Raw genomic sequence first — 24113 nt, 5'->3', positions numbered from 1 at the left:
ACAATATGCCGCGGGAAACGGGAATCGCACGGGGGTGCGTCAGTGTGCCTCTTCCCAGTTCGCGCCGGCGCCCACTTCGGCGACCAGCGGCACCTTCAGCTTCGCCACGCCGCACATCATTTCCGGCAGCTTCTCGCGCACGAGCGACAGTTCTGCGTCGGGCACCTCGAGCACCAGTTCGTCGTGCACCTGCATGATCATCCGTGACGCGAGCCGGTCGCGCGTGAGCCAGTCGTCCACCGCGATCATCGACAGCTTGATCAGGTCGGCCGCCGTGCCCTGCATCGGTGCGTTGATGGCGGCGCGCTCGGCGGCCTGACGGCGCGGGCCGTTGCCGCCGTTGATCTCCGGCAGCCACAGGCGGCGGCCGAAAACGGTTTCGACGTAGCCCTTCTCCTTCGCCACCGTGCGCGTGTTTTCCATGTACTGCGCGACGCCCGGGTAGCGCGCGAAATAGCGGTCGATGTAGAGCTTCGCCGCATCGCGCGTGATGCCGAGGTTCGACGCGAGGCCGAACGCGCTCATCCCGTAGATGAGCCCGAAGTTGATCACCTTCGCGATCCGGCGCTGGTCGGAATTGACCTCCAGCGGCGTCACGCCGAACACTTCGGCGGCGGTTGCGCGGTGGATGTCCTCGCCCTGCGAGAACGCGCGCAGCAGCGACGCGTCGCCGGAAATGTGCGCCATGATCCGCAGCTCGATCTGCGAATAGTCGGCCGACACGATGCGGTGCCCCGGCGATGCGATGAACGCCTCGCGGATCCGCCGGCCTTCGGCCGTGCGCACCGGAATGTTCTGAAGATTGGGATCGTTCGACGCGAGACGGCCCGTGACCGCGACCGCCTGCGCATAGTTCGTGTGCACGCGGCCCGTTGCGGGATTCACCATGCGCGGCAGCTTGTCGGTGTAGGTCGACTTCAGCTTCGACAGCCCGCGATGCTCGAGCAGCAGCTTCGGCAGCGGGTAATCCTCGGCGAGCTTCTGCAGCACTTCCTCGTCGGTCGACGGTGCGCCGCTCGGCGTCTTCTTCACGACCGGCAACTGCAGCTTCTCGAAGAAGATCTGCCCGATCTGCTTCGGCGAGCCGAGATTGAACTCGCCGCCCGCCAGTTCGTACGCCTGGCCCTCGAGCTCGATGAGCCGCGTCGCGATCTCGCTGCTTTGCGCCTGCAGGCGTGCGTCGTCGATCAGCACGCCGGTGCGCTCCATCTTGCGCAGCACGAGCGACACCGGCATCTCGATCTCGCGATACACGCGCTCGAGGCCCGCCTCGCGCGCGACCTGCGGATACAGCGCCTGATGCAGCTGCAGCGTGATGTCCGCATCCTCGGCCGCATACGCCGCGGCCTGCTCGAGCGCCACTTCGTCGAAGCCGATCTGCTTCGCGCCCTTGCCGGCCACGTCTTCATACTTGATCGTCTTGACGCCCAGATGACGCAGCGCGAGGCTGTCCATGTCGTGCGTGCGGTGCGATTCGAGCACGTACGATTCGAGCAGCGTGTCGTGCTCGATGCCGTTCAGCGCGATGTCGTAGTTCGCGAGCACCTGCGCGTCGTACTTCAGGTGCTGGCCGACCTTCTTGCGGTCGGCCGATTCGAGCCACGGCTTCAGGCGCGCGAGCACGTCGTCGATCGGCAGCTGCTCGGGCAGGTCGGGACCGCGATGCGCGACCGGAAGATATGCGGCCTTGCCCGGCTCGACCGAGAACGACAGGCCGACGAGCCGCGCGGTCATCGGGTCGAGCGACGTGGTTTCGGTGTCGAACGCGGTCAGCGCGGCCGCGTCGATCTTCGCGAACCATGCGTCGAACTGCTCCCAGGTCTGGATCGTGTCGTACTCGCGGACGATGTCTGCGGCCACCACCGGGGCGGGGTCACCTTCCGGCGCATCGGCGCCGCCGCCTTCGGCGGGCGCGCTGTCGACTTCGCGCAGCCACGTCTTGAAGCCGTAGCGCGCGAAGATGTCGCGCAGCAGGTCGCGTGCTTCGCCGTCGCTCTTCAGCGACGCTTCGATCGATTCGAGATGCGGCGCGAGATCGCAGGCCGTGTCGACGGTCACGAGCTTGCGGCCGAGCGGCAGGAAGTCGAGCGCGCGGCGCAGGTTGTCGCCGACCACCCCCTTGATCTCGCCTGCGTGTTCGATCACGCCGTCGAGGCTGTCGTATTGCGACAGCCACTTCACGGCCGTCTTCGGCCCGCACTTCTCGACGCCGGGCACGTTGTCGACGGTGTCGCCGATCAGCGCGAGGTAGTCGATGATCCGCTCGGGCGGCACGCCGAACTTCGCGACCACGCCGTCGCGATCGAGCGTCTCGTTGGTCATCGTGTTGACGAGCGTGACGTGATCGGTGACAAGTTGCGCGAGGTCCTTGTCGCCGGTCGACACGATCACGTTCATCCCGTGCCGTTCGGCTTCGCGCGCGAGCGTGCCGATCACGTCGTCGGCCTCGACGCCCTCGACCATCAGCAGCGGCCAGCCGAGCGCGCGCACGGCGCCGTGAATCGGTTCGACCTGCAATGCAAGATCGGGCGGCATCGACGGACGGTTTGCCTTATAGTCGGCATAAAGGTCGTCGCGGAACGTCTTGCCCTTTGCATCGAACACGCAAGCGCTATACTCTGCACTGACTTCCTTGCGCATACGACGCAGCATGTTGATGATTCCGTAGAGCGCTCCGGTCGGCTCCCCGCCAGGGCCACGCAAATCAGGCATCGCATGGTAAGCCCGATACAGATAGCTCGAACCGTCAACCAATAGCAGGGTCTTACCTTCCAGATTTCGTTCTTCAGGCATTATGAACAAGAGAAAAGTGATTCCGAGTCTGCGTTCGCTCGCAGATCAAGAACGCGCGACGGCCAAGAAGGCGCGCGCATCGTGGCAGATGTTCACGATTATGGCAGAGTTTATCGAGGCGACCGAGTACCTGTCGGAGATCCGCCCGGCCGTCAGCATCTACGGTTCTGCCCGTCTGAAGCCCGATACGCCGCACTACAAGTTGGCCGTGCAGATCGCGCGCAAGCTGTCCGACGCCGGCTTCGCGGTGATCTCCGGCGGCGGCCCCGGCATCATGGAAGCCGCGAACAAGGGCGCGCACGCCGGCAAGGCGCCGTCGGTCGGCCTGAACATCGAGCTGCCGCACGAACAGGCCGGCAACCACTACCAGGACATCTCGCTGCGCTTCCGCCACTTCTTCACGCGCAAGGTCACGTTCGTGAAGAACTCCGACGCGGTGATCGTGATGCCGGGCGGCTTCGGCACGCTCGACGAACTGTCCGAAGTGCTCACGCTGATCCAGACGAAGAAGTCGCGCCTCGTGCCGATCATTCTCGTCGGCAGCACGTTCTGGCAGGGGCTGCTGCAATGGTTCCGCGACCAGTTGATCCCGAACGGCCTCATCAATCCGGAAGACATGGACCTGATGCAGGTGATCGACGATCCCGACCAGGTGCTCGACGCCGTGCTCGCGTTCTACGAGGACAGCGGCGAGGAAGAAGGCGCGGACGGCGACGATCATCCGCCGCGGCCCGAAGAAGACCGCATGTTCTATCTGTAATTCGATCGGCTCGATGGCCGGCCGTCGCGGCCGGCATCCCGCTTCCCGCGCGGCAGGCATGGCGATTCCGCCACCTGCCGCGCGTCATTTTGTAACGCCGCGTTAATCCCGCAACGCGGCGACGCACCGTCGAATGTCAAATTCGGGCGGCCGGCGCCGCACAACGCCTTCGACGCGTGCCACGCCCGGGACCGACCATTGTCAAATCACGCTGCCGTCCATCGGTCCAGCCGGCCGGCCTGACGTCAATCTGCCGTAACAAATGCCGCTCGCCTTTTCCGTGCGGCGCCCGCACACTGCCTCTTGTCGGCGTGGCGTCCCCCCGGTGGATCGATCCCCCCTCGCGTCCATCGCGTCGCGCCGGCCTTTTGACAACGACATCACGGAAAACAACATGAAACGTTCGCTGATCGCCCTCGCCTTCGCCGGCCTCGGTGTTTCGCTGTCCGGCCTCGCCCACGCCGTCAACGTCGACGTCAACATCGGCACGCCCGCGCCGGTCGTCGTCGCGCCCGCGCCTGTCGTGGTCGCACCGGCTCCCGCGGTCATCGTCGGCTGGCACGGCGATCGTTACTGGGACGGCCGCCGCTACTGGGAACGCCGCGAGTGGGAAGATCACGAGCGCCATCATGGTCACGGCGGCTACCACTGCCCGCCGGGACACGCGAAGAAGGGTGAGTGCTGAGCATCCGAGTGCGGGTTCGATCGGGCTCGCGCACTGCAGGACAAAGAACAAGGCCGCACGTGAACGAAAGTTCGCGTGCGGCCTTTGTCGTTACGCCCGCGGCTTGCGCGGCGTTCACATCACTGAAACGCCACTTCCGCGAAGCTCCTCAGCTTCCGGCTATGCAGCTTGTCGAGCCCGTTCGTGCGCAGGATCTCCATCGCCTTCACGCCGATCTGCAGATGCTGGTCGACCTGCCCGCGATAGAACGTGTCGGCCATGCCCGGCAGCTTCAGCTCGCCGTGCAGCGGCTTGTCGGACACGCACAGCAGCGTGCCGTACGGCACGCGGAACCGGAACCCGTTCGCGGCGATCGTCGCGCTTTCCATGTCGAGCGCGATCGCGCGGCTCTGCGACAGCCGCTGCACGGGTTCACGGTGATCGCGCAGCTCCCAGTTGCGGTTGTCGACGCTCGCGACCGTGCCCGTGCGCATCACGCGCTTCAGTTCGGCGCCTTCGAGACGGGTGACCTCGGCCACGCCGCGCTCGAGCGCGAGCTGCACTTCGGCGAGCGCCGGGATCGGCACCCACAGCGGCAGGTCCGCATCCAGCACGTGATCCTCGCGCACGTAACCGTGCGCGAGCACGTAGTCGCCGAGGCGCTGCGTGTTGCGCAGGCCCGCGCAGTGGCCGAGCATCACCCACGCGTGCGGACGCAGCACCGCGATGTGATCGGTGATCGTCTTCGCGTTCGACGGGCCGACACCGATGTTGACCATCGTGATCCCGCTGCCGTCCGCGCGCTTCAGGTGATACGCGGGCATCTGCGGCAGCCGCGGCGGCGCGGCGCCCTCGGCCGGCTCGCTGCCGAGGTTCGCGTTGTACGTGATGACGTCGCCCGGCTCGACGAACGCGCTGTACTGGCTGCGGTACGCGCGCACCTCGGGATCGTCGCTCTCCGTCATCATCGTGCGGCCGAGCTTCACGAATTCGTCGATGTAGAACTGGTAGTTCGTGTAGAGCACGTAGTTCTGGAAATGCGTGGGCGACGTCGCCGTGTAGTGACGCAGCCGGTGCAGCGAGAAGTCGACGCGCGCGGCGGTGAACAGCGCGAGCGGATGCGGCTCGCCGGGCGCCGGCTCGAACGTGCCGTTGACGATGCGGTCGTCGAGGTACGACAGGTCGGGCGTGTCGAAGATGTCGCGCATCGCGAGCAGGCGGTCGCGGTCGAGCTCGCCTTCGAGGTGGATGCCTTCGGGAAACGCGAAGTGAACCGGAATCGGCTGCGACGACACGCCGATCTCGATCTTCACATGGTGATTCTTCGACAGCAGGCGCAGTTGCTCGCGATAGTAGTTCGCGAACAGGTCGGGGCGCGTGACGGTCGTCTCGAACACGCCGGGACCCGCGACGAAACCGTACGAACGGCGCGAATCGACGTGCGTGTTGACGTCGGTACGAATCCGCACGAACGGATAGCACGCACGCACGTGCTCGGTGATCGGTTCGTGGCGGCGATAACGCGCGAAGGCATCGCGCAGGAAGCCCGTGTTGGTGTCGTAGATGGCCGACAGCCGCGCGACGGCGGCGACGGAATCGTCGAATGCTTCGACGGGCGGACTCTCGGGCGTCAGCACCCGATGCCGGCGGCTCAAATCGTTCTTCATTTTCATCACCTCGTCTGATCGAACGACATTACCACGGAACCCGGTCATGCTCATGGCCACTCGCTTGCACGCCGCTTGCACGCGAGGGCCGGGCCGCGCGCAGTATTTGCTAAAATCGGAAGGTTCACTGGAGACTCATCATGAAGCCGCTCATTCTCGTCGCCGCTGCCGCCGTGTTCGCGGGCACGTTTGCCGCTGCCGGCGCCGCTTACGCCGCCGGCGGCACGCCCGACGCCGACGCGCAGGCCCGGGCCGAGGCCAACGAGGCCGCCGGCCTGCCCGATCTCCGCAAGATCAACCGGCCGGGCGCCGAAGTCACGTCGAAGGTCGACTTCGCCGACATCCGCCGCACGCCGAGCTTCCACGCAAAGAGCAAGAGCGGCACCGAGGTCACCGAGTATCGCGATCGCGGCAAGCCGGTCGAAATCGACGTGAAGTCGAACTTCGGCACGCGCTACCAGATGAGCTCGACGCTCGACACGTCGCCGAAGCCGCACGACGCGGGCGTCCCGATCACGCGCCTGCCGTCGGTCAACCTGCGCTACTGATTTCCTGCCGCGCCGCGTCGGTCCCGACGCGGCGCGCCGGCATTCCCTTCACCTCCTGTCGCGCCGCACGCCGCGCGCGTGCCGACAACTGACCAGACGCATCTCGCATGGCCGTTTTCACCGCTGTTTCCGACTCCGATCTCGCGCAATGGATGCGCCACTACGAACTGGGCGACGTGCTGGCGTTCCGCGGCATTCCGTCCGGCATCGAAAACAGCAACTTCTTCCTGACGACGACGCGCGGCGAGTACGTCCTGACGATCTTCGAAAAGCTGACGGCGGAACAGCTGCCGTTCTACCTCGACCTGATGCGCCATCTGGCGAGCCACGGCGTGCCGGTGCCGGATCCGGTCCCGCGCGACGACGGCGCACTCTTCGGCGAGCTGCACGGCAAGCCGGCGGCGATCGTCACGAAGCTCGACGGCGCCGCCGAACTCGCGCCGGGGGTCGAACACTGCATCGAGGTCGGGCAGATGCTCGCGCGCCTGCACCTCGCGGGGCGCGACTATGCGCGTCACCAGCCGAACCTGCGCAGCCTGCCGTGGTGGCAGGAGAACGTGCCGGCGATCGTCCCGTTCGTTTCCGACGCGCAGCGCATGCTGCTCGAGGACGAACTCGCGCACCAGGCCGCGTTCTTCGCGTCGGATGACTACGCGGCGCTGCCGGGCGGCCCGTGCCACTGCGACCTGTTCCGCGACAACGTGCTGTTCGCGCACGCGGCGCCCGGCACCGGTCATGAGGTACGGCTCGGCGGCTTCTTCGATTTCTATTTCGCGGGCTGCGACAAATGGCTGTTCGACGTCGCGGTCACCGTCAACGACTGGTGCGTCGACCTCGCGACGGGCGTGCTCGACGTCGCGCGCGCCGATGCGCTGGTGCGCGCCTACCAGACGGTCCGGCCGTTCACGGCCGAGGAGCGCCGCCACTGGAGCGACATGCTGCGCGCGGGCGCGTACCGCTTCTGGGTGTCGCGCCTGTACGACTTCTACCTGCCGCGCGCGGCCGAAATGCTCAAACCGCACGATCCCGGTCATTTCGAACGCATCCTGCGTGAGCGTATCGTCCACACGCCCGCGCTTCCCGAGACCCATACCGCATGCAACTGATCGAAGTGCCCGCGAAAGCGGGCTATGTCTGGTTCCGACAAGGCATCTGGCTGTTCCGCCGGAACCCGCTCGCGTTCATCACGCTGTTTTTCACGTACCTGCTGGCGATCACGCTGGTGTCGATGGTGCCGGTGATCGGCGCGGCGCTGCCGCTGCTGTTCATCCCCGGCATCGCGGTCGGCTTCATGGCGGCATGCCGCGACACGGTGGCCGGCAAGCCGGTGATGCCGACGATCCTCATCGACGGCTTCCGCTCGTACGGCACCGCGACGACGCAGCGGCTGCTCGTGCTCGGCGTGGTCTATGTCGCGCTGATGGTGCTGGTGTTCGCCGCGTCGTCCCTCGTGGACGGCGGCGGGCTGCTCCAGATGATGCTCGGCGCCACGAACGACGCGAGTCCGACGCCGGAAACGCTCGCCGCGCAAGGCACGCTCGGCGCGCTGCTGCTGGCGACGCTGCTCTACGCGCCGGTCGCGATGCTGTTCTGGTTCGCGCCGGTGCTCACCGCGTGGCACGACATTCCGCCCGCCAAGGCGCTGTTCTTCAGCATCGTCAGCTGCTGGCGCAATCGCGGCGCATTCGTCGTGTACGGGCTGCTGTGGTTCGGCGTCGCGCTCGGCACGTCGTTCGGCCTGTCGCTGCTGCTGCAGGCGCTCGGCGCCGGCGCCTATGTGCTGACGATCATGATGCCGGTGACGATCCTCATCGTCACGATGATGTACTGCTCGTTCTACGCGACCTATCGCGGCTGCTTCGGCGTGCAGGAACCGGGCGCCGCGACGCCCACCACCGGCCGCTGACGCCGTTCGGCCGGCGCCCGCCGCCGGCCGTCCATCCCTCCTCCCGGCCGGCCCGGCGCGGATCCCCGGCGCCACGCCCCACCCCTGTTCAACCGAATCTTTTGCGCGCAAAATAATTTGCGTACAAATCGTTAGCGCGTCCGCCGCGCCGCCCGAATCATGGACCGCCTGCCCCCGCTGCCCCAGACGCTCGACGAGCAACTGTGCTTCGCGCTCTACTCGACATCGCATGCGATGACGAAGGCGTACAAGCCGCTGCTCGACAAGCTGTCGCTGACCTATCCCCAATATCTGGCGATGCTCGTGCTGTGGGAGCGCGACGACATCGCCGTAAAGGACATCGCCGCCCGGCTCGACCTCGATCCGGCCACCGTCACGCCGCTGCTGAAGCGGCTCGAGGCGCTCGGCTACGTCGAACGCGTGCGCAGCGTCACCGACGAGCGCATCGTCAACGTGCGCTTGACGACGGAAGGCCGCGCGCTGAAGGACAAGGCGCGCTCGGTGCCCGCCGATCTCTTTTGCGCGATGCAGCAAACGCCCGAGTTCCTGGTCAGGCTGCGCGCGGATCTCCAGCAGTTGCGCCACGCGCTGTCGGCCGCCAACGAAGGCTGACGAACCCGCGGTCGCAAACGGCTCGGCACTGCCGGGCCTTTTCTTCAAAATTTCATTTGCACACAAATCATTTGTGTTCTATATTTTCCTCGTGGCCGGCGACACCCGTCCGACCGGACCGCTTCCTCCCATTCTTCCGACAGGAGCTGCACCATGAACATTCTGTACAAGACCAGCGCCACGAGCACGGGCGGCCGCGACGGCCGCGCGGTATCCGCCGACAACAGGCTGGAAGTGAAGCTGGCCGCGCCGCGCGAACTCGGCGGCACGGGCGCGGAGGGCACGAACCCGGAACAGTTGTTTGCCGCAGGTTACTCGGCCTGTTTCCTCAGCGCGATGAAATTCGTCGCGGGCCAGAACAAGCAGACGCTGCCGGCCGACACGCAAGTGACCGCGGAAGTGGGCATCGGCCCGAACGACGCAGGCGGCTTCGGGCTCGACATCGAACTGCGCGTGTCGCTGCCGGGGCTCGACAAGGCCGATGCGCAGGCGCTGGTCGACAAGGCGCACCACGTGTGCCCGTACTCGAACGCGACCCGCAACAACGTGCCGGTGCGCCTGACGGTCGTCTGACGCGACGCACGACGGCAAATGCAAAAAGGGCGTGTGCGGCTGCTTGCCGCACACGCCCTTTTGCGTGATTCGCCGGACCGGCTGACATGCCGGCCCGCGCTGCGCTGCTTAACGCGAGCCGAACGAGAACGGACGGTTCATCGCCGCTTCGCGATCGATCTTGCGCATGCGGAATTCGAGATCGTAGATGTCGGTTGCTTCGGAAAGGTACGCGTCGGCGCGCTCTTTCGCGGCCTTTTCAGCGTTCTTGGTCAGCATCAGGAAGAGGTGGCTCAGCAGGTACATGGTCGATCTCGCAATCCAAAGGTTCTTTGACTAGGGTTTTCCCGAATTATAGGGAAAACCCTAGCCTTTGGCCAGCGTCGATCGGAAGGTGCGTCGTCAGGTCGCCACAGTGCGGCGATTCTCTTCGAAAAAGGTCCAGATCATTGCGCTCGCATCGGGGCCTACCGCCGCGTGGAACGGCACCGCCTCGTCGCCGCCCGACCATGCATGATCGAGCCCTTTCACGTGACAGAGCCGCACGATCGACTCACCGTCGCGACGCACGTCGGTGATCTGCGCGCCGGCCTCGCGCGTCTCCACCCGCTCGCCGCCGCGCAGTGCGCCGCGGCTGTCCGCGAGCCCGTTCAGGCGCATGAACTGCACCGTCAGCTGGTCCGCATTCTTCGGTGCGACGACATGGTCGCCGTCGCCCTGCACGATCAGCACCGGCATGCCCGGATAGGCCCCGGTGTCGACCAGCGTGTCGACCACCGCAGCCGGGTTCTGCCGCAGGCCGCGCCGCATCACGTCCATCGCGCTGATCCCGGAATTCGCCTCGCCGAGCGCGGGGCCCGAATGCAGCGCGACCGCCGCGAAGCGGTCCGGGTGATGCAGCGCGAGCAGCGCCGCCAGGCCCGCGCCGGCAGACAGCCCGGCGACGTAGACGCGCGATGCATCGAAGCCGTGCTCGTCGACGAGCGCATCGACGAGCGACGCGACCGCATCCGCCTCGCCGCGGCCCGCGCGGTCGGTGTCTTCATACCAGTGCCAGCAGCCGTGCGCATGCGCACGCAGCGACTGCTCCGGATACAACACCGCGAAACCGTACTTGTCGGCCAGCAGGTTCATCCGGGTGCCCTGCGCGAACTCGTCGACCGATTGCTGGCAGCCGTGCAGCATCACGACCAGCGGTATCGCGCCGCGCCGGCGGCCAGGCGGGACGTACAGGCCATAGGCGAGCTGCTGGACCAGGCGGCCCAGCGCGGGCGCCATCGGATGCTCGCCGCGCGTCCACTCGCCGGCCGCCCAGGCGGCCGCGCGCGGACGCACGCGCGACTCACGTGGCGGGGACAGGTCGGTTGCGGCGGGCGATGCGGCGGCCTCGAGCGTATCGCGCGCGATCCGCTGGGCCTCGCGCGCCGCGCGTTTGGCGGCCGGAGACAGCATTCGTTTCATGCCGCCTAGCCATACCTTCGTCAGACTTTTGGTCATCAATCGGGCTCGCAGTCAGGAAAAATAGGGATACGACACGGGGTGCATCATTCGACTTTGTGCAATGCACCATAACATTGTTTCTGGGATTTTTCCTGCGCGCGGAGAGTTCCCCTCGGCGCAAAAAACGGGCCTCGAACACACGCGGCGCTATACTGGGGTTTGGCCGCTTGTATCCGTTGTAGTCGTTCTTCCCGGCTCGCGCGTTGATTTAAGCATTCGTTCCGCCCCTGCTCGTTCCCCTCCCGATGTTCGACCTGCCCTCTCACCTGTGGATCACGATCACCGCGTTCGGTGGCGCCGGCCTGACCTTGCCGCTCGCGATCACGATCGCCGTATGGCTCGCGCTCGGCTACTCGTGGCGGCGCGCGGCCGCGTGGCTCGGCGTGCTCGCGGCCGCGATCGGGGTCGTCGCGCTCACGAAGATCGCCTTCCTCGGCTGGGGAATCGGCATCCGCGCGTGGGATTTCACGGGATTCAGCGGCCACGCGATGCTGTCGACGTCGGTCTATCCCGTCGCGATCTTCCTCGCGCTGATCCGCACGCGCACGCCGGTGCGGATCGCCGGCATCGCGCTCGGGCTCGCGGCCGGCATCGCGGTCGGCGTGTCGCGCGTCGCGCTCGACGCGCATTCGCCGTCCGAATCGATCACCGGCTGCATCGTCGGCGCGATCGCCGCGCTGGCGTTCATCGCCGGCTCGTGGCACGCGGTACCGCACCGCTGGTCGGTGGCGGCGGTCGTCGCGAGCCTCGCGCTCGTCACCGTCGCGCTGCACGGCATCACGGTGCCGTCGCACCGCTGGGTCACCAAGGTCGCGCTGGAGCTGTCGGGGCACGAGCGGCCGTTCGTCCGCGCCCGCTGGAAAGCGAATCCGAACTACCGGCCGGCATCGCAGCCGTCGTCGCTGCAGCGCACCGATTCGTCGCAGCCGCTGCTGCACGCGTGACGGGCCGCACGCACGTCATCCGGTCGCCGTTCAAGTCTGAAGATCCTCATGCGCGCCATCGCATGAACGGTATGTCGAGCGTTATAACCCACCCTATATTACGATTACGGTTTCCAACCATTCAAACGCCCCGACCATGCGCTCGACCGTTCGCCCGCTTCGCCGCACCCTGCTCCGCCTGCTGCCGCTCGCCGCGCTTGCCGCGGGCATCGCGTTCAGCGCGCCGGCTTGCGCTGCCGACGAACTGGTCGTGTCGGCGGCCGCGAGCCTGACGAACGCGTTCAAGGCCGTCGGCGATGCGTTCCAGAAGCAACATCCGGACACCAAGGTGCTGTTCAACTTCGGCGCGTCGGACGTGTTGATGCAGCAGATCGCCAAGGGTGCACCGGCCGACGTGTTCGCCTCGGCGGACCAGAAGGCGATGGATCGCGCGGTCAGCGAAAAGGTCATCGTGCCGGGCACGCGCCGCGATTTCGCGGCGAACTCGCTCGTGCTGATCGTGCCGGCGGACAGCCGTGCGGCCGCGCCGACGTCGCTGAACGACCTGGCAGCGCCCGGCGTGAAGCGCATCGCGTACGGCGACCCGGCGTCGGTGCCGGTCGGCCGCTACACCGAAGGCGCGCTGCGCGCGGCAGGCGTGTGGGACGCCGTCAGCGCGAAGGGCGTACTGGCCGCCAACGTGCGCCAGAGCCTCGATTACGTCGCGCGCGGCGAAGTCGACGCGGGCTTCGTGTTCGGCACCGACGCGGCGATCATGCCGGGCCGCGTGAAGGTCGCGCTGACCGTGCCGACGCAGACGGCCATCACCTATCCGATCGCGGTGGTCAAGGACAGCCGCCATGCCGCGCAGGCGCAGTCGTTCATCGACTTCGTCGCGTCGCCGCAGGGCCAGGCCGTGCTGGCGACCTTCGGTTTCAAGCCCGCGGGCAAGTGAGCGCAGCATGATGCAGGACGCCTGGGTACCGCTGCTGTTGTCGCTGAAGGTCGCCGGCTGGGCGACCGCGCTCGACATCGTGCTCGGCGTCGCCGCCGCCTTCGTGCTCGCGCGCTGGCGCTCGCCGCTGCGCGACGTGGTCGATTCGCTGCTGACGCTGCCGCTCGTGTTGCCGCCGACGGTGCTCGGCTATTACCTGCTCGTGCTGCTCGGCCGGCACGGCGTGTTCGGCGCGTGGCTCGACACGCTCGGCATCGAACTCGTCTTCACGTGGCAGGGCGCGGTCATCGCGTCGATGGTCGTCGCGTTTCCGCTGATCCTGAAATCGGCGCGCACCGCGTTCGAAAGCGTCGATCCGCATCTCGAGCGCGCGGCACGCACGCTCGGGCTCGGCGAAGCCGCGGTGTTCTTCCGCGTGACGCTGCCGCTCGCCACGCGCGGCATCCTGGCCGGCGCGCTGCTTGCCTTCGCGCGCGCGCTCGGCGAATTCGGCGCGACGCTGATGATCGCGGGCAACCTGCCCGGTCGCACGCAGACGCTGTCGGTCGCGATCTATGCGGCGGTGCAGGCCGGCGACGACAGCACGGCCAACTTCCTCGTGCTGGTGACGTCGATCACCTGCGTGCTCGTGCTGCTCGCGACCGGCTGGCTCGTGCCGTCGCGTGCCGGACGGAGCCAGCCGACATGACGCGCCGGCCGCATCCGCACCGCTGCGCGGCACCGGTCGCGGCAACACGCCGTCCCGTCGGGCGGCCGGTTTCGCGCACGCACGGCGCGGCACGACGGAGGCCCGCATGAGCGTCGCCGTCGATATCCGCAAGACCTACGCGAACGCCGAGCGCCGCTTCACGCTCGATGTGTCGTTTACGGCCGGCACGCAGCGCGTCGTGCTGTTCGGGCCGTCCGGCGCCGGCAAGAGCATGACGCTGCAGGCGATCGCCGGCTTGCTGTCACCCGACGAAGGCACGATCACGCTGAACGGCGAAACGCTGTTCGATTCCGCGCGCGGCATCGACGTGCCGACCCGTGCACGCCGCGTCGCGTATCTGTTCCAGGACTATGCGCTGTTTCCGCACCTGAACGTGCGCCAGAACATCGCGTTCGGGCTCACGCCGGGCCTGCGCAACCCGCGTGCGAAGGCGGTGCCGCCCGAAGTCGCGTACTGGCTGCAGGCGTTCGAGCTCGACACGCTCGCCGGGCAATTCCCGTCGCAGTTGTCGGGCGGGCAGAAACAGCGCGTCGCGCTTGCCCGCGCGCTGGTCGCGCAGCCGCACATCCTGCTGCTCGACGAGCCGTTCGCGGCGCTCGACGGCGCGCTGCGCCAGCGCATGCGCCACGAGCTCGCCGAACTGCAGGCGCGGCTCGATATCCCGATGGTGCTCATCTCGCACGATCCCGACGACGTCGCCGCGTTCGGCGACCAGGTCGTGCAATTGAGCGAAGGACGCGTGCAGGCCGCAACGCCGCACGCCGAGTGGCCGACGCGCGTCACGTGATCGCGCGAAGGCGGTGGCCCACGCGGCCACGTTTGAGCCTGAGAGAAGCCGCACGGGCGGCAGAAGCTGGAACGAGCTGAAAACGGGATCGAAGCCGGCGCCTCGTGCATATCGGGCGGCGCCGGTTTCGCCGCGTCCGCCCACGGTCATCGACAGGGACGGCGCGCGCCGCCGTCGTGCGATCAGCCCGTCACCGCGAGAATCACGCTCGATGCCTTGAACAGCGCGATCGCCCGCCGGCCGGCGTCGAGTTGCAACGCGCCGACACTGTCGTTCGTGACCACGGCCGCGAGCGTCCCGCCACCGTCGAGCGCCAGCGTCACCTCGCTGTTCACCGCGCCCGCCGTGACCGTTTCGACCGTCCCGTGCAACTGGTTGCGTGCGGACACCTTCAAGGTCGCGTCGGCTCCGCCGTCGTCGTCGACCGCCAGCACGACCCACGACGCCTTCACGAGCGCGCACGCATCCGCGCCCGGCTGCAGGCCGAGCGCGTCGGCGCTTTCGTGCGTCAGCACCGCGACGATCGCCTGCCCGCCCGGCAGCACGAGCGTCACCTCGTCGTTCACCGTGCCGCGCACGATCGACTCGACCTTGCCGAACCACTGGTTGCGCGCGCTCGTCTTCATCCCGATCCGGCCGATCAGCGCCCAGTCGACGTCGAAGCCGGACACCGCCGCGCTCGCGGCGTCGATGAAGCGGCGATGCTCGCGCTCGATCGTGCGGAACGCGGCGATCAGCGACGTCGCGCGCGGCGTCAGCGTCGTGCCGCCGCCGCCCTTGCCGCCCGTCGAGCGCGTCACGAGCGGCTCGCCGGCCAGGTTGTTCATCGTATCGATCGCCTCCCACGCGGCCTTGTAGCTGAGCCCGACGGCCTTTGCCGCGCGCGTGATCGACCCGGTGTCGCCGATCGCCGCGAGCAGCGCGATGCGGGTGGCGCCGCCGAGCGTCTGCTCGCCCGCGCGCAGCCACAGTTCGCCGCCCAGTTCGAGCGGCCCGGCGGAAGAGGAAGGAGGCGATGCGTCGCTCATCGGTCTGTCGGAAGAAAACGGGTGGCCATTATAGTGAGCGCGCGCCGCTCAACGCGGCTTGCCGTCGAGCTTCGGCGGGCGCAGGCTCGCGAGCAGCGCCTCGGCGTCGCGCGCGGCGCGTTGCTCGAGCGCCGCACCGTAGCCGCGCACGAAACCGAGCTGGTACGCGGGCGCCGCCAGTTGCTCGAGATGATGCAGCGCGACGATCGTGTCGTTCGCCTCGCCGAGCACGCTCTGCACGCGCGCGAGCGTCTTGACCGTTTCGTTGCGCGTGCGGCGCGAGGCCAGCGACGCGAAGAACTCGAGCGCGTAGCGCAGCCGCTTCGCGTCGATCCGCACCTGGTGCCGCGCGGCCGTGTCGAGCGACGTGAGCGACGGCGATGCATACAGGTGACCGAACAGCCGCCGCACGCGCTTGGTCGCGTGGCGCCGCAGCGACGGCGTGTCGTCGTCGCCGGCGGCCGGCGGCAGCGCGAGCGCGCTCAGCCATTCGAGCCAGCCGAGCGTCAGGCGCGCATAGCGCGCCGAATGCAACGCCTGGCGCAATTCGACGCGCGCCGCCGTCGCCTGGACGCGCGCGGCGTCGAGCGTGCCGTCCCAGTCGGCGCTGCCGCCGTCGGCCGCGATCAGCGCGGGCAGGCTTTCGGTCGAGAACACGTCCCAGTCGCGCACCGTGCCGAGCAGCGACGCGACCCAGCGCAAGTCGGCGCCGAACGTGTTCTTCCATTGCTCGTCCGCGAAGCGTGGAAAGAAGCGCATCAGCGTGCGCAGCCGGCGCAGCGCGACGCGCATCTGGTGCACGAACTCGGGATCGTCGCGATCGAGCACACCGCCCTCGTTGCCGAGCCATTGCGTGGCAATGTCGCCGGACAGCGCGAACAGCGCGGCCCGCTGCGTGCGGATGCCGGTCAGGTCGACGAGTTGCGCCTTGACCGGCCCGGCGACGGCGGGCTCGCCCGCGCACGCGCGATCGATCACGCTGGTGAGCTGCACGAACGCGGGCCATGCGCCGCTGAGCTCGCGCGCGGCGGCGAACAGCGCGCGCAGCGCGGCCGTGCGCGCGGCGACGGTTTCCCAGTCGGGCGCCGCGAGGCGCAGCTCGACCTGGCGGCGCGGTGGTTCGGTGCCACGGTGCAGAATGATGTCGTCGAGCGTCATCTCGACCACCACGCCGCTGTCGTCCGCCCAGCGCCCGCGCCGCCGCTCGCTGACGAGCCGCAACGGCGCCGGCCCGGACGATGCGGTGAGCGCCGCTTCGGCAACGGCGTCGGGCGTCACGCGGTCGCCCTCGCCGGTCGCCTGCGGGGCATCCGCATCCGCATCGGCGATCGGCGCCGATGCGGGCGTGGCCACCGCGATGCCCGCGTGTTCGGCATCGAACAGTTCGCGCTCCACGACGCCGGGCGCGAATGCCTTCGTGCGCGACGCGACGACCCGCCGCCCGTGCGCGTTCGACTCGATCCACGTCCACCAGCACTCGCCGGGGCTCGGCTCGGCTTCCTCGACCTGGCATGGCTCGATCGTCACGCGTTCCTGGCCGCGCCGCATCCGCACCTGCGGACAGATCCGCCACGCACGGACGAGTTCGGCGCCGAAGTCGCGCTGCTCACCACGGGCCCGGCTTCCCGCCCTGACCGGCCAACCTTCCAGCGACAGGCACAACACGATTTCCAGCACACGCGACATGGAGGCTCCTGCACATGAAGAATCGCCGGCACGTCCTCCGTGCCGGCGTCGTCCGTGAAGCAGCTTCCATAGTACACGCGGCCAACATGCGCTGGCGACGATCTGGCCCTGTCGCCCGTGTCACGCATCAAACGACGTATCAGACGGCGTATTGCGCGATGCCGTTGCCGAACGACCAGTCCTCCTTCAGCACTTCGACGAGACTGATGAAGACGTCCTGCGGCCGCACGCCGGGCTGCCGCGCGAGATTCTCGGCGATGGTCCGGTACAGCGCCTGTTTCTGCTCGAGCGTACGCGTGTTGTTCGCCGTGATCTGGACCATCACCAGATCGTCGCTGCGTTCGATGTCGAGGTAGTGGCGGCCGAAGAAGAAGTTCTCGGCCGAATGCTCGGTCACGACCATGAAGATGTCGTCTTCGGGCACGTTGAACGTGTGCATCAGCGCACGGTGCACGCCGTCGACGAGCGCCGCACGGTAGGCGGCCGGTTTGCCTTCGCGCACTGCGATACGGGTGAATGGCATGGTCCTGCTCCTTTCGGTGACGTTGAGAATCGGAAACGCAACGTCAGGTTAGGCGCGCAGAACTATAATGAACAGTCATCATCCGATATTTCATTCATTTACATTTGCAATGAAAGTCCTCGACCTCGATGCAGTGCGCGCATTCGTGCTGGTCGCCGATCTCGCGAGTTTCACGCGCGCCGCCGACGCGCTCGGCACCACGCAATCGGCCGTCAGCCTGAAGCTGAAGCGGCTCGAAGCGCACCTCGGCAAGCCGCTGCTCGCACGCACGCCGCGCGTCGTCAAGCTGGCGGCGGACGGCGAGAACTTCCTGCCGGCCGCCCGCGCGCTGCTCGACGCGCACGACCAGGCGCTCGGCGCGATTTCGGCCGGCACGCACCGCCTGTCGCTCGGTGTCAGCGAGCACGTCGCGGTGCCCGACCTGCCGGCCGTACTGACGAGCCTGCACCGGCAGGATCCCGGGCTGTCGCTGGAGATGCACCTGGGCATGTCGGCGAGCCTGCTCGCGCAATACGACGAACGGCGGCTCGACGCGGCGATCGTGCGACACGAACCGGGCGAGGATCCGCCGCGCGACGACGGCACGCTGCTGTTCACCGAACCGCTCGCATGGCTCGCCGCGCCCGACTGGGCGCCGCGCGCGGGCGAGCCGCTGCCGCTCGCGGTGCTGGCCGGGCCGTGCGGCGTGCGGGCCGCCGCGCTGCGTGCGCTCGAGCATGCGGGGCGGCCGTGGCGCGAGCGCTTTACGGGCGGCGGTGTCGCGGCGGTCACGGCCGCCGCCGCGGCCGGGCTCGCGGTCTGCCCGCTGGCCCGGCGGGTCGCGCCGCGCACGCTGGTCGACGTTGGCACGAAATTCGGCCTGCCGCCGCTGCCGCATTCGCAGGTCGTGCTGTATTCACGCGTGCGCGACGCCCGCGCGGCGGCCGCACTTCGCAGGTTTTCCGACAGCCTTGCAATCTCGGCGTAAACTACGCGGTTCCGCTGCCCGCAATCCCCTGACGAATTCCGATGAAACCCGACGCCCGCAAGCACCTCCGTGCCAACCTGCTGATGCTCGCCGCCGCCGCGATCTGGGGCTCGGCGTTCGTCGCGCAACGACTGAGCCTCGACGTGATCGGGCCGTTCCTGTTCACGGGGCTGCGCTTCCTGCTCGGCGCGCTGGTGCTGCTCCCGCTGCTGATGGTCAACGCGGGCTCGCGCGCGCAGTTCGCGGCGATTCGCCGCGAGCCGGCCCTGCTCTCGCCGGGCCTCGCGCTCGGCGTGCTGCTCGCCGTATCGATCTCGCTGCAGCAGGTCGGCCTGCAGTACACGCGGGTCGCGAACGCGGGCTTCATCAGCTCGCTGTACGTCGTGATCGTGCCGCTGATGGGCGTGTTCGTCCGCCACCGGATCGGCGCCGGCACGTGGTTCGGCGCGCTGCTCGCGGCGATCGGCCTGTACTTCCTCAGCATCGACGAGCATTTCTCGGTGCTCTACGGCGACTGGTTCCAGCTCGCGGGCGCCGTGGTCATCGCCGCGCACGTGATGACCGTCGGCCATTTCGCGAAGCGGCACGATCCGCTCGTGCTCGCGTTCCTGCAATTCGTCGCGTGCGGCGTGCTGTGCCTCGCGGCCGGCCTCGCGATCGAACCGGTCAACCTCGCGATGCTGAAGCGCGCGCTGCCGACGCTGCTGTACGGCGGGCTGCTGTCGGTCGGCGTCGGCTATACGCTGCAGGTCGTCGCGCAGCGCGATGCGGCGCCGGCGCACGCGGCCGTGATCTTCAGCATGGAGGGAGTGTTCGCGGCCATCGCCGGCTGGGCCGCGCTCGGCGAGACGCTGACGCTGCGCGCGCTGGTCGGCTGCGCGCTGATGCTCGCCGGCCTGCTCGCCTGCCAGTTGCTGCCGAACGGCGACGCACGGAAAAAGGACGAGGACGCGCTGCCGGCGTGACACGCACGATCCCTATAATGGCGGTTCGCGTGCTTTTCATGCCAACCGCTTCCGACAGGCCAGCCCCGTGACGTCCAATCCCGTCGATCCCGCCGCCGACCTGCTGCGCGAACGCGCAGCGCACTATGCCGCCGAGGCCGCGCTGTTCCAGCGCGACCAGGCGCTGTCCATCGCTTCGCACGACCTGCGCAGCCCGCTGAACGCGATGCACAGCTGGGCGTACGTGCTCGAGCGCCAACTCGCCAGCGCCGACCCGAACCTGCAACGCGCGCTCGCGGGCATCCGCGCGGGGATCGACCAGCAGGTCGCGCTGATCGACGACGTGCTCGACGCACCGCGCGCGGCCACGCGCACCCTGGCGATCGCCGCACAGCCGTTCGCGCTGCGCCCGCTGCTCGACGACACGCTCGCACTGGTGCGCTGCGCACTCGCCGACGCACGACAGGTGAGCGTCGACGCGACGCTGCCCGACGGCGAGCCGTCGCTGACCGCCGACCGCGAGCGCATCGCGCAGGCGCTCTGGACGATGCTGACGACGGCCGTCGAAGCCAGCGCCGCCGGCAGCCGCGTGACGTTCACGTGCGCGCGTGACGGCGCGCAGTACGTCGCGCACGTCGCCTGCGACGTGAACGCCGCCGCCCTCGCCGATCCGGCGCTGCCGCATGCATTCGAACCGTTCGCGCGCCGCGAGATGCTGCACCCGCGCGACGCGAAGCGCGTCGCAGCGGCGCTCGCGCTGTGCCAGCGTGTCGCGCTCGCGCACGGCGGCTCCTTCACCCACGCCCCGTTCGCCGACGGCGCCGCCGTCACCCTGTCGCTCACCGTCCCCTGCGAGGCGCCGGTGTAAGCCATCGGCCGCCCGACACATTACATTTCCCTTTCCGGCCCTATACTGTTGGGCCTGTCATGACTGGAGCGATTCTTTGTTACAGATCTTCGCGCTCATCGGCGCGTTGTTCCTGGTGGCCCTCAACGGGTTTTTCGTCGCAGCCGAATTCGGCCTCGTCAAACTGCGCGCGACGCGCGTCAAGACACTTGCCCGCAAGCACGGCCTGCGCGGGCGCATCCTCGCGATCGTGCACGGCCGGCTCGACGCGTATCTGTCCGCCTGCCAGCTCGGCATCACGCTCGCGTCGCTCGGCCTCGGCTGGGTCGGCGAGCCGGCGTTCGCGGAACTGATCGGGCCGCTGCTCGACCTGATCGGCGTGCAGTCCGAGCGCATCGTGCACCTGATTTCGCTCGTGTTCGCGTTCTCGCTGATCTCGTTCCTGCACATCGTGGTCGGCGAGCTCGCACCGAAATCGATGGCGATCCGCCAGTCGGAGAAGGTCGGCCTGTGGGTCGCGCTGCCGCTCTACGCGTTCTACTGGGCGATGTATCCGGCGATCTGGGTGCTCAACACCAGCGCGAACGCGGTGCTGAAGCTCGCGGGCCTGTCGGCCGACCACGGCGGCGATGCGCACTACTCGACCGACGAGCTGAAGCTGATCCTGCGCAGCCGCCGCAGCGCGGGCAACGCGGCCCAGCCGGCGCGCGGCACGTACACCAACGACGAGTGGAACACGCTCGCGCACTCGCTCGATTTCTCGTCGATGACGGTGTCGGACCTGATGCGGCCGGCGCATGAAATGATCGGCCTGCGCCGCGACCTGCCGCTGCCCGACAACATGGAAATCGTCGCGCGACACCGCTTCAGCCGCTATCCGCTGTTCGAGGATGCGTCGCGCGAGCAGGTGAGCGGGCTGATCCACCTGAAGGACCTGCTGCTCGCGCGTCACGCCGGGGCGGCGCTCGAAGACCTGTCCGACTACGTGCGCCCGGTGCAGTACGTGAAGCCCGACACGCCGGCGCTGGAACTGTTCCGCCGCTTCCGCAAGGGCGCGCCGCACTTCGCGCTGGTCGGCAACAAGGGCGAGAAGCCGATCGGCTTCCTGACGCTCGACAACCTGCTCGGTGCGCTGGTCGGCCAGATCCACGACGAGTTCCGCCAGGGCGACGCGGACTGGAGCCGCCTCGACGACGGCACGCTGATGGGCAAGGGCAGCCTGCCCGTCGTGTCGCTCGAGCAGGCGCTCGGCATCGACATCGACGAAGGGCGTGCGGAATCGGTCGGCGGCCTGGTGATCCAGGCGCTCAGCGATCTGCCGACCGAAGGGCAGCGCGTGTCGTTCGATCGCTTCGACGTCGTCGTGAAGAAGATGAACGGTCCGCGCATCGTGCTGGTGCGCGTCTATCCGAAGATCGCGAAGGAGGCCGACGAATGACGGCCGCCGCGGGCCGCGCGCGATGACGCCGACGCTGCCGCGCTGCTGCGTGATCACGCCGGAGCCGGCGTCCGCGTCGACCGCCGATTGCCACGCATTCCTCGACACGCTGTCGGCCGTGCTCGCGCGCGGCGAGACGCTCGTGCAGCTGCGCGTGAAGTCGTTCGACGCGGCCGCGTTCGCGCGGCTGGCCGCCGATGCGCTCGCGCGCTGCGACGCGGCCGGCGCGCAACTGATGCTCAACGGGCCGATCGACGCGGCCGGCGTGATGCGGCTCGACGGCGCGGGCTGGCATCTCGACGGCGCCGCGCTGCGCGCCGTCGCGCAACGACCGCTGCCGGCCGCTCGCCGCATGTCGGCCGCCTGCCATGCGGCCGACGATCTCGTGCTGGCCGCGCGTGCGGGCGTGGATTTCGTTACGTTGTCGCCCGTGTTGCCGACGCTCAGCCATCCCGGCGCGCCGACGCTCGGCTGGACGCAATTCGCTGCGTTGGCCGCGCAGGCCGCGATGCCGGTCTATGCGCTCGGCGGCATGACGCGCGCGCATCTCGACGACGCGCGCCGCCACGGCGCGTACGGCGTCGCGGGCATTCGCGGTTTCTGGTAAGGGCGGCCGGGCGCGCCAGCGCCCGACCCTCCGGGCATCACGCGTGCGGAACAGGACGCATCGCGCGCCATGCGCGGTCGTCGATCCGACGCACGTCGTGCGTCAGCGCGTACTGGTTGACGTCGCCCGTCAGCCACGCGACGAGCGAATACGGCGGCAACTCCCCTTCGTCGACCCGGTCGCGTGCGCGTGCCGGCGTCTCGAACACGACCTGCCCGCCCGGCGCATCGAAAGGCACCGCGTCGGGCGACAGGTTCAACGCGATGGTCAGCGTCTCGTCGTCGGCGAGCCGCCATGACGCGAGCAGCGCGTCGGCATCGCCGTCACCGCTCGCCTTCAGCGCATGCGCGTCCTGCGGCCGGCAATCGGACAGCCGCGGCGCGATCAGCTTCGCGCGCACCGCGAGCGCCGACTGCACGAAATGCGCACGATCGACATCGCGCGCGGTTTCGTCGAAGATCAGCGGGATCTGCGGCGTGAGCAGCGACAACGCAAGCGCCGCGAGGCCCGCCGCCTGCTCGCTGTCGCGCTGTTCGCTGTCGCGCCACGCGCCGTCGGACAGCACCAGCGACGTGAGCGACAGCCCTTCGGCGCACGGGCCGTCGCCCGCCGTGGCCGGCTGGAACGCCGCGCCTGCCGCGGTCAGCGCGCGCGCGAGCGTGTGGATCGACTGGTGGGGCGAAATCCCTTCGTGCGCCGACGTGTCGCGCCCCGTCAGCCGGTGCAATGCGCGTTCTCCGCAACCGTTCCACTGCGCATCGAAATGCGTATCGGCCAGGTGCACCGGATGACGCTCGCTGCCGAGCACGAGGTGGATCATCCGGTCGGCCGGCACGGCCGCGCGCACGCGGTCGGCGATCTCGCGCAGCCACGACGTGCCGATCCGGTCGGCCTCGCGCAGCCGCAGGCCGTCGCAACGGTATTCGTCGATCCAGTACAGCGCGTTGTCGCAGAAGAAGTCGCAGACTTCCGGATGGTCGAGCGCAAGCGGCGCCGCCTGCAGCGGATCGTCGCGCGTATGGAAGAACGGCACGGCGTAATGGCGCAGCGCGTCGGTGCCGCTGCCGAAGCGCGCGTAATCGAGTTCCAGCAGCACCGCGAGACCGTAGCCGTGCGCGGCGTCGATCAATGCCTTCAGCGCGTCGGGGCCGCCCTCGGACGCGAGCGGCGCGAACGGCAGGCTGTCGTGCGGCGACGCGAGCAACTCCAGCGCGGTCACGCCGAGGCGCGCGAGCTGCGGCAACCGGCGGCGCACGCCGTCGAAGCCGCCCACCGCGTGCGGACGAATCGCGTACAGCGCGATGTCTTCCCACGGGCGGCCGCGCCAGAACGTGTTGCGCCATGTGAACGCGCGCGGATCGACGACCTCGCTCGGGCCGTTGAGCCCGTCCGGTTGCGAACGCGACGCGGGATCGGGAATCGACACGACATCGTCGAGCCGGTAACGGTAACGCGCGCCCGCACCGCATTCGACGAACACTTCGAACCAGTGTGGACCGGCCGCCATCATCGGGACGAGCGTCGGGCCGGAGCCGGTATCGAGTTCGAGCTGAACATGCGTGCTGCCCGGCGCCCACACGCGGAAATGCGTGCGCGGCGACGTGCCGAGCGCACCGCAGGGCTGCGCGCCGGACGGCAGGCAGTGTATGAAGTGCTGCGCATACGGATCGTGCGGACAATCTGACATGATGCGCTCC

General features: G+C 68.5%; 24 protein-coding genes. 16 read left to right on the top strand and 8 right to left on the bottom strand.

Annotated elements, in window-relative coordinates; translation table 11 throughout:
• Positions 1 to 39: 39 nt before the first annotated feature.
• Complete coding sequence (polA, locus tag DIE12_RS27510) at positions 40 to 2793, bottom strand: DNA polymerase I (protein ID WP_124522662.1); 2754 nt, start codon at positions 2791 to 2793, stop codon at positions 40 to 42.
• A 1-nt stretch (position 2794) separates the two neighbouring features.
• On the opposite strand from polA, the gene DIE12_RS27505 reads away from it, so the two are divergent.
• Complete coding sequence (locus DIE12_RS27505) at positions 2795 to 3553, top strand: TIGR00730 family Rossman fold protein (RefSeq protein ID WP_044845264.1); 759 nt, start codon at positions 2795 to 2797, stop codon at positions 3551 to 3553.
• Between the two features lie 394 nt (positions 3554 to 3947).
• On the top strand, positions 3948 to 4238 hold the full coding sequence (locus tag DIE12_RS27500) for a hypothetical protein (protein WP_044845263.1): 291 nt from the start codon (positions 3948 to 3950) through the stop codon (positions 4236 to 4238).
• A 119-nt stretch (positions 4239 to 4357) separates the two neighbouring features.
• On the opposite strand, the gene DIE12_RS27495 is transcribed toward DIE12_RS27500, so the two are convergent.
• Complete coding sequence (locus DIE12_RS27495; RefSeq protein ID WP_044845316.1) at positions 4358 to 5884, bottom strand: AMP nucleosidase; 1527 nt, start codon at positions 5882 to 5884, stop codon at positions 4358 to 4360.
• Between the two features lie 140 nt (positions 5885 to 6024).
• Between DIE12_RS27495 and DIE12_RS27490 the strand changes: the two genes are divergently transcribed.
• The 5 genes from DIE12_RS27490 (at position 6025) to DIE12_RS27470 (ending at position 9523) form a co-directional block, all read left to right on the top strand.
• The gene (locus tag DIE12_RS27490) at positions 6025 to 6432 is read left to right on the top strand and encodes a hypothetical protein (protein ID WP_044845262.1); all 408 of its coding nucleotides are present in this window, start codon (positions 6025 to 6027) and stop codon (positions 6430 to 6432) included.
• A gap of 107 nt (positions 6433 to 6539) precedes the next feature.
• On the top strand, positions 6540 to 7538 hold the full coding sequence (locus tag DIE12_RS27485; protein ID WP_124522660.1) for a homoserine kinase: 999 nt from the start codon (positions 6540 to 6542) through the stop codon (positions 7536 to 7538).
• Positions 7529 to 8338, top strand: coding sequence for a BPSS1780 family membrane protein (locus DIE12_RS27480; protein WP_124522658.1), 810 nt, complete (start codon positions 7529 to 7531; stop codon positions 8336 to 8338). The genes DIE12_RS27485 and DIE12_RS27480 overlap by 10 nt, the downstream gene beginning before the upstream one ends.
• Before the next feature lie 159 nt (positions 8339 to 8497).
• A complete protein-coding gene (locus tag DIE12_RS27475) occupies positions 8498 to 8950 on the top strand; it encodes a MarR family winged helix-turn-helix transcriptional regulator (protein WP_044845259.1) in 453 nt (150 codons plus the stop codon).
• A 153-nt stretch (positions 8951 to 9103) separates the two neighbouring features.
• The gene (locus tag DIE12_RS27470; protein WP_040139352.1) at positions 9104 to 9523 is read left to right on the top strand and encodes an organic hydroperoxide resistance protein; all 420 of its coding nucleotides are present in this window, start codon (positions 9104 to 9106) and stop codon (positions 9521 to 9523) included.
• A 108-nt stretch (positions 9524 to 9631) separates the two neighbouring features.
• On the opposite strand, the gene DIE12_RS27465 is transcribed toward DIE12_RS27470, so the two are convergent.
• Positions 9632 to 9808, bottom strand: coding sequence for a DUF3563 family protein (locus tag DIE12_RS27465; RefSeq protein WP_006753395.1), 177 nt, complete (start codon positions 9806 to 9808; stop codon positions 9632 to 9634).
• 96 nt (positions 9809 to 9904) lie between these two features.
• The gene (locus DIE12_RS27460; protein WP_124486435.1) at positions 9905 to 10999 is read right to left on the bottom strand and encodes a PHB depolymerase family esterase; all 1095 of its coding nucleotides are present in this window, start codon (positions 10997 to 10999) and stop codon (positions 9905 to 9907) included.
• A gap of 248 nt (positions 11000 to 11247) precedes the next feature.
• On the opposite strand from DIE12_RS27460, the gene DIE12_RS27455 reads away from it, so the two are divergent.
• The 4 genes from DIE12_RS27455 (at position 11248) to DIE12_RS27440 (ending at position 14376) form a co-directional block, all read left to right on the top strand.
• Positions 11248 to 11946: a phosphatase PAP2 family protein gene (locus DIE12_RS27455; protein WP_124522656.1), complete on the top strand. Its 699-nt coding sequence runs from the start codon at positions 11248 to 11250 to the stop codon at positions 11944 to 11946.
• Between the two features lie 136 nt (positions 11947 to 12082).
• Entirely contained in the window at positions 12083 to 12880 is a 798-nt protein-coding gene (gene modA / locus DIE12_RS27450; RefSeq protein WP_124486437.1) for a molybdate ABC transporter substrate-binding protein, read from the top strand.
• A 10-nt stretch (positions 12881 to 12890) separates the two neighbouring features.
• Positions 12891 to 13568, top strand: coding sequence for a molybdate ABC transporter permease subunit (modB, locus tag DIE12_RS27445; protein ID WP_124486496.1), 678 nt, complete (start codon positions 12891 to 12893; stop codon positions 13566 to 13568).
• A gap of 106 nt (positions 13569 to 13674) precedes the next feature.
• Entirely contained in the window at positions 13675 to 14376 is a 702-nt protein-coding gene (locus DIE12_RS27440; RefSeq protein WP_124486438.1) for a sulfate/molybdate ABC transporter ATP-binding protein, read from the top strand.
• A gap of 182 nt (positions 14377 to 14558) precedes the next feature.
• Here DIE12_RS27440 and DIE12_RS27435 read toward each other — a convergent pair whose 3' ends face one another.
• The 3 genes from DIE12_RS27435 to DIE12_RS27425 all read right to left on the bottom strand — a co-directional run bounded on the left by DIE12_RS27435 (position 14559) and on the right by DIE12_RS27425 (position 17613).
• Positions 14559 to 15404 (bottom strand): TOBE domain-containing protein, encoded by an 846-nt coding sequence (locus DIE12_RS27435; protein ID WP_124522654.1) that lies wholly within the window; start codon positions 15402 to 15404, stop codon positions 14559 to 14561.
• A gap of 48 nt (positions 15405 to 15452) precedes the next feature.
• Entirely contained in the window at positions 15453 to 17090 is a 1638-nt protein-coding gene (locus DIE12_RS27430; protein WP_124522652.1) for a CHAD domain-containing protein, read from the bottom strand.
• A 139-nt stretch (positions 17091 to 17229) separates the two neighbouring features.
• Positions 17230 to 17613: a tautomerase family protein gene (locus DIE12_RS27425; protein WP_124486441.1), complete on the bottom strand. Its 384-nt coding sequence runs from the start codon at positions 17611 to 17613 to the stop codon at positions 17230 to 17232.
• Positions 17614 to 17722: 109 nt separating this feature from the next.
• Between DIE12_RS27425 and DIE12_RS27420 the strand changes: the two genes are divergently transcribed.
• The 5 genes from DIE12_RS27420 (at position 17723) to DIE12_RS27400 (ending at position 22416) form a co-directional block, all read left to right on the top strand.
• On the top strand, positions 17723 to 18580 hold the full coding sequence (locus tag DIE12_RS27420; RefSeq protein ID WP_124486442.1) for a LysR family transcriptional regulator: 858 nt from the start codon (positions 17723 to 17725) through the stop codon (positions 18578 to 18580).
• Positions 18581 to 18621: 41 nt separating this feature from the next.
• Positions 18622 to 19545 (top strand): DMT family transporter, encoded by a 924-nt coding sequence (locus DIE12_RS27415; RefSeq protein WP_124522650.1) that lies wholly within the window; start codon positions 18622 to 18624, stop codon positions 19543 to 19545.
• Between the two features lie 67 nt (positions 19546 to 19612).
• Entirely contained in the window at positions 19613 to 20392 is a 780-nt protein-coding gene (locus DIE12_RS27410) for a sensor histidine kinase KdpD (protein WP_124522648.1), read from the top strand.
• 76 nt (positions 20393 to 20468) lie between these two features.
• On the top strand, positions 20469 to 21809 hold the full coding sequence (locus DIE12_RS27405) for a hemolysin family protein (RefSeq protein WP_124486445.1): 1341 nt from the start codon (positions 20469 to 20471) through the stop codon (positions 21807 to 21809).
• 22 nt (positions 21810 to 21831) lie between these two features.
• A complete protein-coding gene (locus DIE12_RS27400; RefSeq protein ID WP_124486446.1) occupies positions 21832 to 22416 on the top strand; it encodes a thiamine phosphate synthase in 585 nt (194 codons plus the stop codon).
• 37 nt (positions 22417 to 22453) lie between these two features.
• On the opposite strand, the gene DIE12_RS27395 is transcribed toward DIE12_RS27400, so the two are convergent.
• Positions 22454 to 24103 (bottom strand): DUF3459 domain-containing protein, encoded by a 1650-nt coding sequence (locus tag DIE12_RS27395; protein WP_124486447.1) that lies wholly within the window; start codon positions 24101 to 24103, stop codon positions 22454 to 22456.
• Positions 24104 to 24113 lie beyond the last annotated feature (10 nt).

The organism is Burkholderia sp. Bp9015 (assembly GCF_003853505.1).
In the GTDB taxonomy this organism is placed as follows: domain Bacteria; phylum Pseudomonadota; class Gammaproteobacteria; order Burkholderiales; family Burkholderiaceae; genus Burkholderia.
Note: the sequence above shows the minus strand (reverse complement) of the source record. Positions and strands in the feature narration are given on the sequence as shown.